This is a genomic window from Eggerthella sp. AM16-19 (assembly GCF_003474385.1).
In the GTDB taxonomy this organism is placed as follows: Bacteria; Actinomycetota; Coriobacteriia; order Coriobacteriales; family Eggerthellaceae; genus Senegalimassilia.
Genome location: NZ_QUCY01000001.1, coordinates 175,309 through 191,882, shown reverse-complemented (window position 1 = coordinate 191,882; position 16,574 = coordinate 175,309). Strand labels below are relative to the sequence as shown.

General features: G+C 62.1%; 14 protein-coding genes. 13 read left to right on the top strand and 1 reads right to left on the bottom strand.

Features of this window, described 5'->3' with window-relative positions:
• Positions 1-124: 124 nt before the first annotated feature.
• The gene (locus DW178_RS00930) at positions 125-1,606 is read right to left on the bottom strand and encodes a DHA2 family efflux MFS transporter permease subunit (protein WP_286168434.1); all 1,482 of its coding nucleotides are present in this window, start codon (positions 1,604-1,606) and stop codon (positions 125-127) included.
• Between the two features lie 575 nt (positions 1,607-2,181).
• Here DW178_RS00930 and DW178_RS00925 point away from each other — a divergent pair.
• The 13 genes from DW178_RS00925 to DW178_RS00870 all read left to right on the top strand — a co-directional run bounded on the left by DW178_RS00925 (position 2,182) and on the right by DW178_RS00870 (position 16,572).
• Positions 2,182-4,101, top strand: coding sequence for an NADH-quinone oxidoreductase subunit 5 family protein (locus tag DW178_RS00925; protein ID WP_286168433.1), 1,920 nt, complete (start codon positions 2,182-2,184; stop codon positions 4,099-4,101).
• A 15-nt stretch (positions 4,102-4,116) separates the two neighbouring features.
• Entirely contained in the window at positions 4,117-4,986 is an 870-nt protein-coding gene (locus tag DW178_RS11485) for an NADH-quinone oxidoreductase subunit H (protein WP_286168432.1), read from the top strand.
• A gap of 10 nt (positions 4,987-4,996) precedes the next feature.
• Positions 4,997-5,437 carry an NADH-quinone oxidoreductase subunit B family protein gene (locus tag DW178_RS00920; RefSeq protein WP_042434261.1) on the top strand — a complete coding sequence of 147 codons (441 nt, stop codon included), beginning with the start codon at positions 4,997-4,999 and terminating at the stop codon, positions 5,435-5,437.
• Between the two features lie 5 nt (positions 5,438-5,442).
• The gene (locus tag DW178_RS00915; RefSeq protein WP_118349260.1) at positions 5,443-6,489 is read left to right on the top strand and encodes an NADH-quinone oxidoreductase subunit C; all 1,047 of its coding nucleotides are present in this window, start codon (positions 5,443-5,445) and stop codon (positions 6,487-6,489) included.
• A gap of 1 nt (position 6,490) precedes the next feature.
• Positions 6,491-7,579, top strand: a complete 1,089-nt coding sequence (locus DW178_RS00910; protein ID WP_118349259.1) for a hydrogenase large subunit — start codon at positions 6,491-6,493, stop codon at positions 7,577-7,579.
• A gap of 4 nt (positions 7,580-7,583) precedes the next feature.
• A complete protein-coding gene (locus tag DW178_RS00905) occupies positions 7,584-7,964 on the top strand; it encodes a 4Fe-4S dicluster domain-containing protein (RefSeq protein WP_042434255.1) in 381 nt (126 codons plus the stop codon).
• Between the two features lie 115 nt (positions 7,965-8,079).
• Positions 8,080-8,724 (top strand): CDP-alcohol phosphatidyltransferase family protein, encoded by a 645-nt coding sequence (locus tag DW178_RS00900; protein ID WP_118349258.1) that lies wholly within the window; start codon positions 8,080-8,082, stop codon positions 8,722-8,724.
• Positions 8,725-9,146: 422 nt separating this feature from the next.
• Positions 9,147-11,087, top strand: a complete 1,941-nt coding sequence (locus DW178_RS00895) for a VanW family protein (RefSeq protein WP_158573945.1) — start codon at positions 9,147-9,149, stop codon at positions 11,085-11,087.
• A 77-nt stretch (positions 11,088-11,164) separates the two neighbouring features.
• Positions 11,165-12,466, top strand: a complete 1,302-nt coding sequence (locus tag DW178_RS00890) for a phenylacetate--CoA ligase family protein (RefSeq protein ID WP_118349256.1) — start codon at positions 11,165-11,167, stop codon at positions 12,464-12,466.
• 5 nt (positions 12,467-12,471) lie between these two features.
• Positions 12,472-12,900 (top strand): ACT domain-containing protein, encoded by a 429-nt coding sequence (locus DW178_RS00885; RefSeq protein ID WP_118349255.1) that lies wholly within the window; start codon positions 12,472-12,474, stop codon positions 12,898-12,900.
• A complete protein-coding gene (locus tag DW178_RS00880) occupies positions 12,890-14,308 on the top strand; it encodes a D-alanyl-D-alanine carboxypeptidase family protein (RefSeq protein ID WP_286168431.1) in 1,419 nt (472 codons plus the stop codon). Before DW178_RS00885 ends, DW178_RS00880 begins: the two co-directional genes overlap by 11 nt.
• Positions 14,309-14,330: 22 nt before the next feature.
• On the top strand, positions 14,331-14,771 hold the full coding sequence (locus DW178_RS00875; RefSeq protein WP_042434243.1) for an FHA domain-containing protein: 441 nt from the start codon (positions 14,331-14,333) through the stop codon (positions 14,769-14,771).
• Positions 14,772-14,832: 61 nt separating this feature from the next.
• Positions 14,833-16,572, top strand: coding sequence for a thiamine pyrophosphate-dependent enzyme (locus DW178_RS00870; protein ID WP_118349253.1), 1,740 nt, complete (start codon positions 14,833-14,835; stop codon positions 16,570-16,572).
• Positions 16,573-16,574: the final 2 nt, after the last annotated feature.

Here is a 16,574-nt window from a genome sequence, read left to right as displayed (position 1 = left end):
GCTCAGCATGCATCCTGGAAACAGGGGCTCGACTTACGTTTCTGTGAAAAGACGGCCCGGATCGCAGTTCGTCGTCGATTCTGCTATCTGGGCCGTTGTGGTTATCGGGAAGGTGCACGTTGCGCTATTCGGCGCCGGCGCGAAGCTGGCTTGCGGCCTTCGAACGCTCGGCGGCAGTGTCGCGAATCACATGAGGCTGCTGTCGCGTCTCCTTTGCAACGCGGATCTTCAGCACGCCGAAGACCAAAGCCGCCAAGCCGATAGCGGCACATGCCATATAAGCTGCGCTCGTACCGGCAACCGTCGCCTCGATGGTTGCGGCGCCTTGCAGAGCCGCGTTCGAGGTGACCGTGGTCATAAGCGTTACGATGATAGCGGTCCCCAGGCCGCCTGCAACCTGACGTCCGGTGTTGGCGATGGCGTTGCCATGGGCGATCTGGCTGTTCTCAAGCGCGTTGATGCCCCAGGTGTTCACCGGCATGTTCGCCAACGATTGACCTGCAGCCTGCGCAGCGCACAGCACCGCCACCATCGCGATCGAGCAGCTTGCATCCATGCGCGAGAGAGCGAACAGAGCCACGGTCATGAGCGTCAAACCGCCCACGGAAATGGCTCGCGGGCCGAACTTGTCGAACACCACGCCCGAGATGGGGCTGATAAGGATGCCGACCGCGGCGGCGGGAAGCATCGCCATGCCCGTCTGCAGCGCCGTCGCGCCCATCGCAGTCTGCAGTAAAATGGGCAAAATGGTGTTGGTGACCAGGCATGCCGCGTTGATAAGGGTGACGACGATGGCGGCAACGGCGAAATCGCTCGATTTCAGGCATCTCAGGTCGAGCAGCGGGTCCTCTAAGCGCAGCTGACGGCGAGCGAACAGCGCCAGGCAGGCTACGCCCGCGATGATGCATCCGAGTACCACCGGGCTCGTCCAACCCATCGAAGATGCGCTGGAGAAGCCGTACAGCATGCCTCCGAACGCCACGGTGGAAAGCGCGACGGACGGCACATCGAGATGCGGTCGCTTTCCTTCCCCGACGTTATCGAGCAAGAACACGGCACAGGCAAGCGACGCTAGGGCCAACGGAACGATGCAGCCCAGGCATGCGCGCCATCCGTACGCGTCGATGATGGCCCCGCCCACGACGGGCCCGATCGCGGGACCTGCTGACATCACGATGCCGGCCATGCCCATGGCGGTTCCTCGCTTCTCCACGGGAAACACGAGCATGGGAGCCACCGATACCAACGGCAATAACACGCCGGATGCGGCCGCTTGCAGCACTCGTCCGCAGATCAGAAGGAAAAATGTCGGGGCAGCGGCGCAAAGCGCGGTTCCCGCGGCAAACGCACCCGTTGCGGCGAAGAACAGCTGACGGGTGGTGAAGCGGTCGATCAAAAAGGCGGAAACCGGCACCATGATGCCGCTGACCAGAGGGTATATGGACATGATCCACTGTGCCGTGGAGGCATCGATGGCGAAGTCGGCCATGATGACGGGCAGGGCGGGGGACATGACGGTTTGATTGAGCAGCGCCAAGAAGGCGCCGAAGACCACAACACCCGTGATGCGCACACGGTGTGCTGCGGCGGAGCTTGCATTGTTCAAAAGAAGATCCTCCAAAAAGCCGATATGATACGTGTTCGATCAGCGCGGTTTGCGCGCACGCATCATATGAGCATGGAGGTGAGGCTGCAGGTGCCGTAGGCGGGCAGCGAGCATGGCGCGCACAGCATTGAGTCCGTGCGGCGGATACGGTGGAATATGTTGGCAAGCGATTGAAACATGACGTTGGGTTATCCTAGCAAATCCATTGGCGTACGAACGGGCGTTTCTTCTCTGTCATGGAATCGTCATCTCTGTGCACTTCTCGGATTCGGGCGAAGGAGCGGTTTTCCGTCTTGCAGGATTCGGGTGGCTGCGAAATAGCGCTCCGCTTGTACCCCAATATCTTCGGAATGGGGAATCATTGTGCCCACGATATGCCGTTTACCGGTATTTTGTTGTTAAAACGGACCCATTTACCGAGCATACCGTCCGTCCTCTATGCTTGCGGGGGAAACGGCCGGTGGGATGGTAGAGTGCTATCCGTGCCCGACCCCGGGCACGTTCGGCTTTATGTGGCGCTAGAAGGTTCGCGGGGTCGGATTCGGCTAGCAAGGAAAATGAAAGGGGGAAGCAGCGTGGCTCTCATCGGGTTTCTGATTCTGTTCCCGTTGCTCGTGGCCGGTGTGCTGCTGCTCGTGGGCAACGAGACGGCGCGACGCGTCATCGTGTGCTCTTCAGCGGTGATCATCGGATTCGGGTCTGTTTGGCTGGTATTGGCCAACCTGGGCACGCCGTGGGTCGGAATCGAGTTCTCTTCAGGTGCGATCGATATCGTATGCACGCTCATCGGCTTGGTCATCGCCGCGGTCATCTTGTGCTTCGGCGTGAAGTACAAGAACGTATTGGCATGCGTGCTTGCCGTGGTGCAGGTTGTGGGCTCTTTGGTGTTCGACGTGTTCGTCGCCCATGGCATCGAAGTGCAATATGGGTTGTACCTGGATAGCCTTACGCTGGTCACCACGTTCATCATCGGCGTCGTCGGCAGCGGCATCTGCATCTACGCTTTGGGCTATATGGAGGATTTCCAGGCTCATGAGCCTGCCGATGCCAAGGATCGCCGTCCGAGGTTCTTCGCCCTCATGTTCCTGTTCCTGTCCGCCATGTACGTCATCGTGTTCTCCAACAACCTGTTGTGGATGTTCACCGGCTGGGAGATCACCACGGTGTGCTCGTTTTTGCTCATCGGTTACACCAAAACGCCTGAGGCCATCAACAACGCGTTTCGCCAGATCATCATGAACCTGGCTGGCGGCATCGGCTTTCTGGTGGCGCTGTTCGCCATCGCGCTGACCATGGGCACGCTCTCGCTCGTGGAGTTCATCGCCGCCGGCGTCATGGCTCCGGCGCTTGCCGCCCTGCCTGCGGTGGCGTTGGCGTTCGCCGGCATCACCAAGGCGGCTCAGATGCCGTTCCACACTTGGCTGCTCGGCGCTATGGTGGCACCTACTCCCACCTCCGCGCTCCTGCATTCGTCCACCATGGTCAAGGCCGGCGTTTTCTTGCTCATCAAGCTCTCGCCGATCTTCCTCGTCTGCCCCGTGGCGGCGGTCATGACCATCCTCGTGGGCGGTTTGACCTTCCTGCTGTGCAGCTTCATGGCCATCTCGCAAACCAACGCAAAGCGCGTGTTGGCGTATTCCACCATCGCCAACCTGGGTCTCATCGTGGCCTGCGCCGGTGTGGGCACCCCCGAGGCCGTGTGGGCGGCAACGTTCCTGGTGCTGTTCCACGCTGTGGCTAAAAGCCTCCTGTTCCTGTGCGTGGGCACCGCCGAGCATCATATCGGCAGTCGCGACATCGAGGACATGGACCTCATGTTCGAGCGCATGCCGCGTCTGGCCCGTTTCATGATGGCCGGCATCATGATCATGTTCGTGGCGCCCTTCGGCATGCTCGTTGCGAAGTGGGGCACGCTCGTCAGCTTCGCCGACACCGGCAACGTCGCCCTTATCCTCATCCTGGGCTTCGGCTCTGCCGCCACGTTCCTGTTCTGGGCCAAGTGGCTCGGCAAGCTTTCGGGCATCGCCGCACATCCTCTGAACGTCGAGACCACCGTGCATCGCAGCGAGTGGATCGCGCTCATGGTCATGGCTGTGCTCTCCATGCTGTGCTGCGTGGGTTTGCCCGTCCTGTCCACGTTCCTGGTCGAGCCCTACATCGTCGACGTGTTCGGCGTGTGCTCCCAGGGCGTCAGCCAGGCAAATCTCTGGGTTGCCGCTCTGCTTTCGGCCGTGGTGTTCGTCGTCCTGTTCGGCGGCTTGGGTTCCAAGCAGGTCAAGCAGGTTCCCGTCTACCTTGCCGGCGTCAGCGAGAACAACGCCAACCGCACGTTCCGCAACTCCTCGTCCGGTGAGACCATGGCCACATCCCGTAACTGGTACATGGAGGGCGTCTTCGGCGAGCCTAAGATCACCCCGGTGGGCGTCTGGGCCACCAGCATCATCATCGTCGTCGGGTTCTGCGCAGCTATCGCCACGCTGTGCGGGCTGCTCTAGGAAGGGAAGTGTCTCATGTATTTGATCCCCATCATCGTGGGCACCATCGCCTTCGCCGTGCTCGCTCCTGTGGTCGGCTGCCTGCTCGCCGGCCTTGACCGCAAGTTGTCCGCCCGCATGCAGGGCCGCGTCGGCCCGCCCATCCTGCAGCCCTACTACGATGTACGCAAGCTTCTGGAGAAGGACCGCGCGGCGGTGAACAACGTCGAGGGCACCTACATCACCTGCGCCCTCGTGTTCGCCATCCTGGCAGGCGGCATCTTCTTCGGCGGCGGCAACCTGCTGCTGTCCGTGTTCGTGCTCACGCTGTCCAGCCTGTTCTTCATTCTGGCGGCGTACTGCACCCGCAGCCCCTACTCCGAGGTCGGCGCGGCCCGCGAGGCGCTGCAGATCATGGCTGAAGAGCCCATGAGCCTGTTCATCGCCGTGGTGTTCTTCCTGGCAACGGGTTCGTTCGACAGCTGCGCGGTGTTCGGCCTGGAGGTTCCGGCCATCGGCGCCACCTGGATCGCCTTCCTGGGCTTCCTGTTCATCCTCACCATCAAGATGCGCAAAAGCCCCTTCGACCTGAGTTATTCGCACCACGCCCACCAGGAGCTCGTCAAGGGCGTCACCACCGAGATGAGCGGTCGCACGCTCGCGAAGGTGGAGGTCATGCACTGGTGCGAGAACGTCCTGGCGCTCGGGTGGATCGGCCTGTTCTTCGTGTGGGGCAACCCCGTCTCCCTCGTTGTGGCCGTGGTCGCCGCCCTTGCCGCGTTCTTCCTGGAAATCCTCATCGACAACAACTTCGCCCGCGTGAAGTGGCAGCTTATGCTCAAGAGCGCGTGGGCGGTGGCCCTGGTGGCCGGCGGCATCAACATCGCCGTCCTTATGTACCTGTAAGGAGGTCGCAATGGCTTATTTCGCGAAATCGCCGTGGGTCATCCACTACGACGCATCAAGCTGCAACGGCTGCGACATCGAGGTTCTGGCGGCCCTGTGCCCCGGCTTCGACGCCGAGCGCTTCGGCGTGATCAACACCGGCAACCCCAAGCACGCTGACATCTTCCTGGTCACGGGTAGCGTCAACGAGCAGAACATCTCGGTCGTCAAGGAGATCTACGAACAGATGCTCGAGCCGAAGGTGGTCGTGGCATGCGGCATCTGCGCATGCTCCGGCGGCATCTTCCACGATTGCTACAACGTTATCGGCGGCGTCGACCAGGCCATTCCCGTCGACGTGTACGCTCCGGGCTGCGCGGTGCGCCCCGAGGCCATCATCGATGCGGTCGTCGAGGCCGTGGGCATCCTGGAGGAGAAGCGCGCCGCAATGAAGAACGGGAAGGAGGCGTAAGCGCCATGGCAATACCCGCACAGTACCAGGAGATCTCGGTCGAGGGCCTGCCCGCCCTGTCCGAGCGTATGCAGACGGAGGGCCACCGTTTCGTGCAGCTGCTCGCCGTCAATACCGAAGCCGGCATCGACGTGCAGTATACATTCATGAAAGACGGCGTGCTCGAGGTCTTCACCATCAAAAGCGTCACGCCTGAGATCCCCATCCCCAGCATCACCGACCGCTTCATCGCGGCGTTCGTGTTCGAGAACGAGATCCACGACCTGTTCGGCGTGAACGTCCGCGACATCGCCATCGATTTCGGCGGCAACTTCTACGTGACGGCGCAGCCCACTCCCATGACCATCATCTCGCCGGCTCAGAAGGCCGCCCGCGAGAAGGCCAAGAAGGCGGCGGCTGCCAAGGCCGAGCGCGCCCGCCAGGCGGCTGCGGCCAACGCAAGCTTCGTCACATCCCACCCCGACGCCAGGGGCAAGGTCTCCGGCGTGGCGCCTTCGGCAAACGCCGAGGACATCGAGCTGAAGATGGCCGGCGCCGATCCTGAGAAGATCGCCCGCGTCAAGGCAGCGCTTGCCGCAAAGGCCAAGCGGGCCGAGGCCGAGGCGCAGGCTGCCCGCCCGCAGGTGTACGACGAGGCGCTTGAGGCAAAGCTTGCGGCCATGGACCCCGAGAAGGCCGCCAAGGTGCGTGCGGCTATGGCCGCGAAGGCCAAGCTCTCGGGCATGGAGCCCGAGAGGGCCCAGGCTGTCCGCGGGGCGCTTGCCAACGAGGCGAAGATGGAAAGCCAGCGGGCCACCGGCCAGGCCACGGCCCAGCAGCAGGCCGAGCTCGACGCCAAGCTCGCCCAGCTCGATCCCGAGAAGGCCGCCAAGGTACGCGCCGCGCTCGATGCGCGCGCACGGCAGGAAACCGCTCAGGCCGAGCACGACGAGAAGGTCGCCGTGCTCGAGGAGCGTTTGAAGAACATGGATCCCGAGAAGGCCGCCAAGGTGCGCGCCGCGTTCGAGGAGAAGCAGCGCCAAGCGCAGGAAAACGGAAAGGCTGGTGAATAGCATGGGAAAGGCAACCGTCATCCCCTTCGGACCGCAGCATCCGGTTCTCCCCGAGCCGCTTCATCTGGATCTCGTCGTCGAAGACGAGAAGGTCATCGAGGCCATGCCCCAGATCGGCTTCGTGCATCGCGGCCTTGAGAAGCTCGTGGAAACGCGCGACTACAACCAGTTCATCTATGTTGCCGAGCGCATCTGCGGCATCTGCGCCTTCGGTCATTCCATGGGCTATGCTGAAACGGTCGAGCAGCTCATGGGCGTGGAGATCCCCGACAGGGCCCAGGCGCTGCGCGTCATGTGGCATGAGCTCTCGCGTATCCACTCGCATGTCTTGTGGCTCGGCCTTGCCGCCGACGCCTTCGGCTTCGAAAGCCTGTTCATGCACTGCTGGCGCCTACGCGAGCGCGTGCTCGACATCTTCGAGAAGACCACCGGCGGCCGCGTTATCTTATCCGTGGTCAAGGTCGGCGGCGTTGTGCGCGATGTCGACGATGCCATGTTCGCATACATCAAGCAGGTTCTCGAAGGTCTGAAGGACGAGTATCGCCAGATCATGAACACGCTGCTCACCGATACCTCGGTGAAGAACCGTCTGGTGGGCGTCGGCTATGTCAGCCACGACGACGCCGTCGCGCAAAGCATGGTCGGCCCGTTCGGCCGCGCTTCGGGCGTGAACTACGATGTACGCATGCTCGGCAACGGCTGGTACGGCAAGCTTTCCGAGTTCCAGCCCATCCTGTCCAACGACGGCGATTGCTATGCGCGCGTTCAGGTGCGCTGCCTTGAGGTGCTGCAGTCCATCGACATCATCGAAGAGGTCATCTCCCGAATGCCCGCCGGCGATATCGAAGTGAAGGTCAAGGGCAATCCCGCCGATGGCGCCGAGGCCTGCAACGTGCTCGAGCAGCCTCGCGGCGAGTGCTACTACTACGCACGCGGCAACGGCACGAAGTTCTTGGAGCGCATGCGCATGCGCACGCCAACCTCTCAGAACATCGCAGGCATGACCATCGCCCTGAAGGGCTGCGATCTGGCTGATGTGAACAACATCATCCTGACCATCGACCCTTGCATCAGCTGCACGGAAAGGTAGAGCGATGAGCGGATTCAAACTTGGAAAAATGACGTTCGGCTCGCTGTTCAAAAAGCCCGAGACCGTGCTGTACCCCGTGGTGAAACCCGAGCCTCCCGCGGGCTTGAAAGGTCATGTGGAGGTCGACGAGTCCACCTGCATCTTGTGCAGCCTGTGCGTCAAGCGCTGCCCTTGCGGTGCTATCGAGGTTGACAAGAAGGCTCGTACCTGGGCCATCGACCACTTCCGCTGCGTCCAATGCGGCAGTTGCACCTATGAGTGCCCCAAGGGCAGCCTTACCATGCTGCCCACCTATGAGACCGTATCGCGGCAAAAGCGCGTGCACACCTTCAGCATCCCCGAGCGGCCCAAAGCCGCTCCTAAACGTGAAGATGCCGGTGAATAGGTAGCCCAACCGTAACCTTTCGATGCTCGGTAGGTTAGTATAATCGCATTCGAAACTTGCGCGGGGCGCTTTCGGGCGCCCCGTCTTACGTTGCAGGCCACGGGGTAGGGAACACATGTCATCTCAGAAAACCGAAGCAGTCACTAACCGCATCTTCACCATTCCCAACGTTATATCCTTCATCAGGTTGTGCATGGTGCCGGTGTACATGGTGCTGTTGCTCAACGGCTACGATCTGCTCGCCACGTTCATGTTCGCGCTGGCGGCTGGCACCGATTGGATCGACGGCCAGCTTGCGCGGCGCACGAACTGCGTGTCGAAGCTCGGACAGCTGCTCGACCCTGCGGTGGACAGGATCCTCATGAGCTGCGGCGTCATCGGGCTCATGCTCGTGGGCCGTTTGCCTATCTGGATCGTCTTCGTCGTTTTGGGGCGCGATCTGATGCTCCTTGTCGGGGGAGCGTATCTGCTGAAGCGCTATCACGAGCGCGTCGCCGTCATCTATCCCGGCAAGGTGGCCACCACGTTTTTGTTCGTCGGGTTCGCGGGCTTGTTGCTGAACATGCCCCTCATCGGCGGGCTTGGCTGGTTTGAAGCATCCTGGTTGCCGGGCTTTGGTTCCGAGGCATGCTCTTGGGGCATTTGGTTCGTGTACGCCGGCTTGCTGATTGGCCTGTTCACCACGCTGTACTATGTGTTGGCCGGGTACCGCAAGATGCAGAAGGCTCGTCGGCTTGAAGCGAAGGGGCGAGTAAGGTGAGTGCTCCGCAGCATAGCAGGTCTTCGCGAGGGGGTGCTTCGCGTCCTGGCTCGCAAACGCGTTCGGGTGATTACGCTCGCGTAAACTCTGGAAGGCCCAGGAGCAGCAACGGATCTCCTCGACATGCGGCCGCGCATTCCTCCTCCGGCGGATCTTATCAACATGCATCCGGCCGCTCCTGCGCGGGTGCGGGTTCGCCTCGTGCGCCAAGACAAGGGAATAGAACGTCATCGACGGCCCGAACCGCCCAGCGGTCGGGTCGTCGCATGCATTCTGCGGGGACCGAACGTTCGGGCGTGCAGCCAAATCTATGGACCAAGCAGCAGCGCACCTCTTCGCGTCCTTCCGGTGCTCGCGATCGCGGGCAAGCGCGTTCTGGCGGCGGTTCCGCCATTGCATCAGTTGCCGGGAGCGTGCTTTCCTTGCTATTCGGGGTTCTTACCACCCTTGTCCGCGCCATCGGGCGCGTGGTAGGCGCCTTGCTTCGCGCCTGGTTCAAGCTTGTGCGGAAGAGCAGGCCCGCGCTTATCGTGTCGGTGTGCGCTATCGCGCTCGTCGTCGTTTGCGCCGTCGATGGGGTTTCCCATGCTGGTCGTGCGTACTCCGGCGTCAAGGTCGGCGATATCGACGTGTCCGGGCTGAGCGCCCAGGAGATCGAGCAAACGCTCGACCAAGCCTACGCGCAGCCGCTTCAGCAGGCTAGCGCCACGGTGTTCGCTTCCGACGAGGCGGCGCAGCAAACCGACGAGGCCGCTGCGGCGCAAAACCAGCAGGATGCGGCGCTTGCCGAGCAGGTGGCGGTGGACGAGGCCATGGCTTCGAAGCAGGCGTGGCAGACCACCGGCGCGGAGTTGGGGGCGTCGCTGGATTCCGGCCAGCTTGCCCAGCAGGCGCTTGCTGTGGGGCGCTCCGACGGCGGCGTGCTCGCGCGCGTGGGCGCGGGTTTGTTCGGTAAACGCATCGAAGTGGAACCTTCCTTCGATGAAGGGGCGCTTGAGGACTTTGCTTCGGGCATCGATGCGGCCATCGGGCAGGCGCGCGTGGACTACGATGTGAAGGTTTCCGGCGGCGTGGCCTATGTGGTGCGGGGTAATGACGGCTGGGAGGTCAACCGGCAAACGCTGGCAGGTCTTCTCGGTGACGCCATGCTCGGTTTCTCCGATGGGCGTATCGTCGCGCATACCGAGTACACCCCCGTGCGCATATCATCCGATGCCGCTGCTCAGCTGGGTCAGGACGTCACCTCGGCGCTTGCCGGGGGCGCACGTTTCCAGTTTGGCGGTCATACATGGCAGGCAACCGCCTCCGAGGTCGGCGCCTGGGTATCCACGTGCGTGGAGCGGGCGGGGGATGGCTGGCGTTTGCGCCCCTATATCGACCAACAGCTGTCCAAGTCGGCCATGGCATCGGGCATCCGTCAGGCTGAGGGCGATTCGCTCTCAGGCGTCGGTTTCGAGACCGATGGGTCCGGCCAGGTGAGCGTCACCACCGACGGGCAAGGCAAGCTCCCCGATGTGTCGGATGCCGCAGAAGAGTTGTCTTCTGCGTTGTTCGGGCAAGGGGATAGCGTTGCCCCGGCGCAACAGGTTCCCGTGATCGAGGTGGATGCCGAAGATATGCCTCAGCGTCTCACCTTCCAGGAGGCCGTCGATAAAGGCGTGGTCGGCCCTATCGGTACCTTCACCACCACCTATACCACGGGCCAAGGCACCGAGAACCGCAACCACAATATCGAGCTGGTCTCCCAGATACTTGACAACTCCATCTGCAAATCCGGCGAGACGTGGTCGTATAACGGGACCACGGGGGATTGCAACGAGGAGAAAGGGTTCCTGGGAGCGGGCGCCATCATCGATGGCGAGTACACCGATTCTGTGGGCGGCGGCATCTGCCAGGTTGCCACTACGGTGTTCGATGCGGTTTACGAGTCCGGTCTTCCGATCGTCGAGCGCCATAATCATTCGCTCTACATCGCCAGCTATCCGGCCGGACGCGATGCGGCCGTCTCGTACCCCGAACTTGACCTTGTGTGGCGAAACGACATCTCCAGCGATGTTTTGGTAAAGGTTTCCACCCAAGTCGGGTCGGTAACCGCTACACTGTATGGAGTCGATCCCGGCTATCAGGTAACCACCGAAACCGGTCAATGGGAGGCGGGCAAGAAGTATTCGACCACCACCAAAGTGGATGATACCCTTGCGCCGGGCACCAGCTACGTGAAAACGCGCGGCACCGACGGTTCGACCATCGAGGTGACGCGTACGGTCAAGGACGTGAACGGAAACATCGTGCGCCAAGACCTGTTCGCTAGCGTGTACGATCCCATCAACGAGGTTATCTTGAAGGGTCCGGATCGAAGCTAGCGGGTTACTTCATATTTAAGCGGCGATACGCGCCCACCGCACGCCAGGCGCCGCGCACAAAGAAAGGTAAGAGAAAGGTGTACTTCCAGCCGGAAATCGAAACGATGTCACGTGAGGAGCTGCGCGACCTGCAGCTCGAGCGCATGAAGTGGTGCGTGCAGTATACGTATGACAACGTCCCTTTCTATCAGAAGAGCTTCAAGGACGCCGGCGTCGAACCGGGCGACCTGAAAACGCTCGAAGACATCACGAAGTTCCCGTTCGTTCTCAAGCAGGACATGCGCGACAACTACCCTGACGGGTTGTTCGCCGTGCCGCGATCGAAGGTCGTACGCCTTCATGCCTCATCCGGCACTACCGGTCAGGCCACGGTCGTCGGGTGCACGGAAAACGATTTGAAGCATTGGGGCGAGTGCTTTGCGCGCGGTCTTGCCATCTGCGATTGCGACGAGAACGCCACCATGCAGATCGCCTACGGCTATGGCCTGTTCACCGGTGGCCTGGGCGCTCACAGGGGCGGCGAAACCGCTGGCTGCGCGGTCATCCCCATTTCCTCGGGCAACACCAAGCGTCAAATCCAGATGCTTAAGGATATGGAGGTCGACGTGCTGGCGTGCACGCCGTCCTACGCCTTGCATATCGCCGACACCGCTATCGAGATGGGCATCAACCCTGCAACCGACCTGAAGGTCCGCGCCGGCATCTTCGGCGCCGAGCCCTGCAGCCAGGGCATGCGCGACGAAATCGCCGAGAAGCTGGGCGTGCAGTACTGCGACGTCTACGGCTTGTCGGAGGTCATGGGCCCGGGCGTGGCCTTCGAGTGCAAGGAGATGAGCGGCCTGCACCTGGCCGAGGATCACTTCTTCGCCGAGATCATCGACCCCGACACTCTGCAGCCGGTGCCCGATGGGCAGTACGGCGAGCTGGTGTTCACCACGCTCACGCGCGAGTGCTGCCCGCTTGTGCGCTATCGCACGCGCGACATCACGCGCATCATCTCCGAGCCTTGCGCCTGCGGCCGCACGCATCGCAAGATCGATCGCATCATCGGCCGTTCCGACGACATGCTCATCCTGCGCGGCGTGAACGTGTTCCCGTCCCAGATCGAGCAGGTTCTCACCGGCTTCCCCGAGATCGCCACGCAATACCAGATCATCCTGACTACGCGTGGCCCGCTCGACCACGTGGAGCTGCGCGTCGAGACCGTGCCTGAGTTCCCGTTCGACGAGATCCGCAAGCTCGAAGCGCTCAAGAAGCGTCTGGCCACCGAGCTCAAGGGCAACCTGCAGATCGCAGTGGACATCAAGCTCGTCGAGCCTAAGTCCATCGAGCGCAGCGAGGGCAAGGCAAAGCGCATCATCGACCTGCGAAAGGAGTAAGGGCTATGATTTCCCAGCTCACCGTTTTTTTGGAGAACGAAAAGGGCCGTCTGGCCGCAGCTACCCGTGCGGTCGCGGATGCCGGCGTCAACATGCACGCGCTGTATCTGGCCGATACCGAGGATTTCGGTGTGGCCCGTATGCTGTGCGATACGCCTAACAAAGCCGCCGAGAAGCTGACGCTTGCCGGTTGGCGAGCCGCCGTCACGCCGGTCATGGCCGTTCGCGTCCCGGATGTGCCGGGCGGTTTGGCCTCGCTGCTCGAGTTCTTGGACGAGTGCGACGTCAACGTTGAATACGGTTACTGCATGTCGGTCGAAGGCGGGCACGCTATCGACGTATTGAAGGTATCAGGAGACGAGGAAATCGAACGCAAGCTCGCCGATGCCGGCTTTGCGCCCGTTTCCGCGGAGGATGTGTACATTGTCGACTAGCTTCACGTTGCATAGTGGGCTGAACAAGCACGCACGCGCCATCGCGTGCGTGCTTGTGTTCGTGCTGGCCCTCACCCCCGTCGCCTGCGGCGTCGGCGATGCGTACGCCGATGTGCGCAAAGCAGACGTCGTCATGGGCGAAACGGTCGACGCTCGCGGCTTGGCCGTGGCGCAGTGCCCGAACATCGACGCCGAACGCGCCATCGTGGTGGATACCGACGGCACCGTGTATTTCGAGCGCAACGCCGACGATGCCGCCTGCATTGCCTCGGTCACGAAGATCATGACGGGCGTGGTGGCGCTCGACGCCGTGGCCTCCGGCTTGACGTCCTTGGATTCCACCATCACCGTTTCAGCGGATGCCGCCGCGGTGGGCGAGTCCTCCGCCGGGTTGCAAGAAGGCGATACCATGACGCTTAAAACGGCGCTGTACGCGCTGTTGGTGCCGTCTGGCAACGACGCCGCCATCGCCATCGCCGAATCTGTCGGCGCGGCCTTGCGGTCGAGCGGCACCGCCTCTGGCGATTCCGATGTGAAGGCGTTCGTTGCGCAGATGAACGCCACGGCGCAAAAGCTCGGCTGCACGAACACGGTATACGAGAACCCGCATGGCCTCGACTTCGACCAATATGACGGCAACCTGCATTCCACTGCGGCCGACCAGGCCAAAGTGGTCGCCTACGCCATGACCAACCAGACGTTCCGCTCGGTAGTCGGCGGCGGGTCCACCACCATCACGGTAAAACGCGGCGGGTCCACAGCCGATGTGTTCCTTGAAACCACCGACGGTTTCTTCGATATCAACGATGATGCCATCGGTGTTAAAACGGGCTACACCGAGAAGGCCGGCGCTTCGTTCGCGGGCGCCGTCAACAAAGACGGGCAGGAGCTGTACGCTATCGTATTGGGGTCGACGTCGGAAAGCCAGCGCTTTTTCGATGCGGATGAGCTCGTAGAGTGGGTATTTGAGCACCGCAAGTCTTACCAGCTTGCCAATTGCGACCAGAACACGCAGATGAACGGCACCTCCGTGCCCTTGGTGGCTCAGGTGGCGCATGATGACTGGATAGACCGTACGGTGCCCGCTACGTTCTCCGATCCGCAAAGCGCCGTGGAGGTCTTCGACTTGAACGGCAACGTCAGCCAAACCGTGCAGTTCAACGAGCTGCACGGGTCGGTGAAGGCGGGTCAGGTCGTTGGAACCGTCACGTTCAAGCAGCGCAACCAGGTCATCGCCACGCAAGATCTGGTGGCGTGCAAGGACGTTGCCGCCCCGAACTTCTTCGAGGGCATCGGCATCGCCTTCGACAGGTTCATGCGCGGTTTCTCTGGCGAGGATAAAACGGCAACCTCGCAGCTTTTGAACACCACGCCGCTTATCGTGGACAAATCCACGTCGACGCAATAGCGGCATGTAGGAAGGAGCTATCATGGCCAATGTATGCCCGGTATGCAACAATCCGGTAGGTCCCGAGGATTCGGCCTGCCCGCACTGCGGCTTCAAGCTGCAGGGTTCCACGCAGCGTTTCGCACCGCTGCAGTTCGGCGAAGACCAGCTGGTCGCCGCCGCGAAGACCAAGCCCACGGCCGTGCTTCACGTGGTCCGCGGGCCTCAAACCGGCGTGTCGTTCAAGCTTGGGGACCAAAAGCTCAGCATCGGACGCAGCCCGCAGTGCGACATCTTCCTCAACGATATGACCGTCTCCCGCACGCACGCCTCCGTCGAGCCGGTGGATTCGGGCTACGAGATCTCGGATGAGGCATCGTTTAACGGGGTATGGGTGAACAACAACAGCATCGACACGTATCTCCTGGCTGACGGCGACGTCGTGCAAATCGGCGCGTTCTGCTTGGTGTACAAAGAAGAGTAACGCCGCGGGAGTCCGCGGTTTCGGATAAACGCGTTCGCGCGTTTTCACAGACGGGAGCGACATGGAACTGTTATCAGGAAACGAGGCGATAGCTCAAGGCGCATGGGAAGCCGGTTGCCGTATCGGCGTTGCTTATCCGGGCACGCCTTCCACCGAAACGCTTGAGACCTTTGCGAAGATGGACGGCGTGTACGCGGAATGGTGCGTCAACGAGAAGGTCGCAGTCGAGGTGGGCGTCGGCGCAAGCGCGGCCGGCGCGCGCGTGCTGTCCACCATGAAGCACGTCGGCGTCAACGTTGCGGCGGACCCGCTGTTCACCGCCGCCTATACCGGCGTCGGCGGCGGGTATGTGGTGCTTGCCGCCGACGATCCCGGCATGTACTCCTCCCAAAACGAGCAGGACTCCCATTACTATGCAGCGGCGGCTCATATCCCCATGATGGATCCCGCCGATTCCGCGGAGGCCTTGGCGTTCACCCGCACCGCCTTCGATCTGTCCGAGCGCTTCGATGTGCCGTTCTTCATCCGCTCCTCCGTGCGCGTGTCCCACACGAAGACCCCGGTCGAGCGCGGTCCGCGTACCGAGCACGAGCTTAAGCCCTACGAAAGCAACCCGGCGAAGTGGGTTATGATGCCGGCGTTCGCCAAGCCGCGTCGCAAGGTGCAGCTTGAGCGCATCGAGCAGCTTTCCAAATGGGCTGAAACCTGCGAGTTCAATCGCGTCGAGCGCAAGGGCGCTGCTGTTGGCGTGGTGTGCGCCGGTGCTGCCTACCAGCATGTGGTGGAGGCTCTCCCAGATGCATCGGTGTTCAAGCTTGGCGTCACGTATCCCTTGCCCGCGCAGGCGCTGCGTAAGTTCGCGGCAGGCGTGGACGCGCTGTACGTTGTAGAGGAAGGTTCGACCTACTTGACCGACGCGGTGCGTGCGCTGGGCGTTCGCGTCGCCGATTTCCCGTGCGGCTTGCCGCGTGACGGCGAGCTGACTCCCGGACTTATCCGCACGGCGTTCGGTCAGGAAGCTCCCGCGCATGCGCAAGCTCCTGCCGACGTTCCGGGCCGCCCGCCCGCGTTGTGCGCCGGTTGCCCGCATCGCCTTGTGTTCAAGGAGCTTTCACGCATCAAGGCCGTCGTCACCGGCGATATCGGATGCTACACGCTGGGTGCGTTGCCCCCGCTGTCCGCAATGGACACATGCATCGACATGGGCGCCTCCGTTTCCATGTCCCATGGCTTCGAACTCGCTTGGGCGGGCACCGAGCATCGCCCCGTGGTCGCCGTCATCGGCGACTCCACTTTCGCCCATTCCGGCCTTTCGGCGCTTATCAGCACTGTGTACAACAAGGGCGCTGGGACTGTTTGCGTGCTCGACAACCGTACCACCGCTATGACGGGCCGACAGGGCAATCCCTTCAATGGCGAAACGCTGCAGCATCGTCCGTCGCGCGAGCTTGACCTGGAAAGCGTGCTTCATGCCATCGGCGTGCCCGATGTGCGCACCGTCGACCCCAACGATATGAAGGCTGTCCGTCTTGCCCTGCGCGAGGCCACGCGCTCCGATGAGCTGTCCGTTATCGTGTTCCGCAGCCCCTGCGTGCTCATCGACCGTATCCGCAAGCCTGCGTATGCCGTTGCGGATACGTGCACTGCGTGCGGCGTGTGCACCACGCTGGGCTGCCCGGCCATCGCCAAGACCGAGGACGGGCATGCTGTCATCGACGGCGGCATGTGCATCGGCTGCGGACAATGCGAGCAGTATTGCGCGTTCAAGAGCATCGTATCCACGGCCAAGGAAGGGGAATAGCC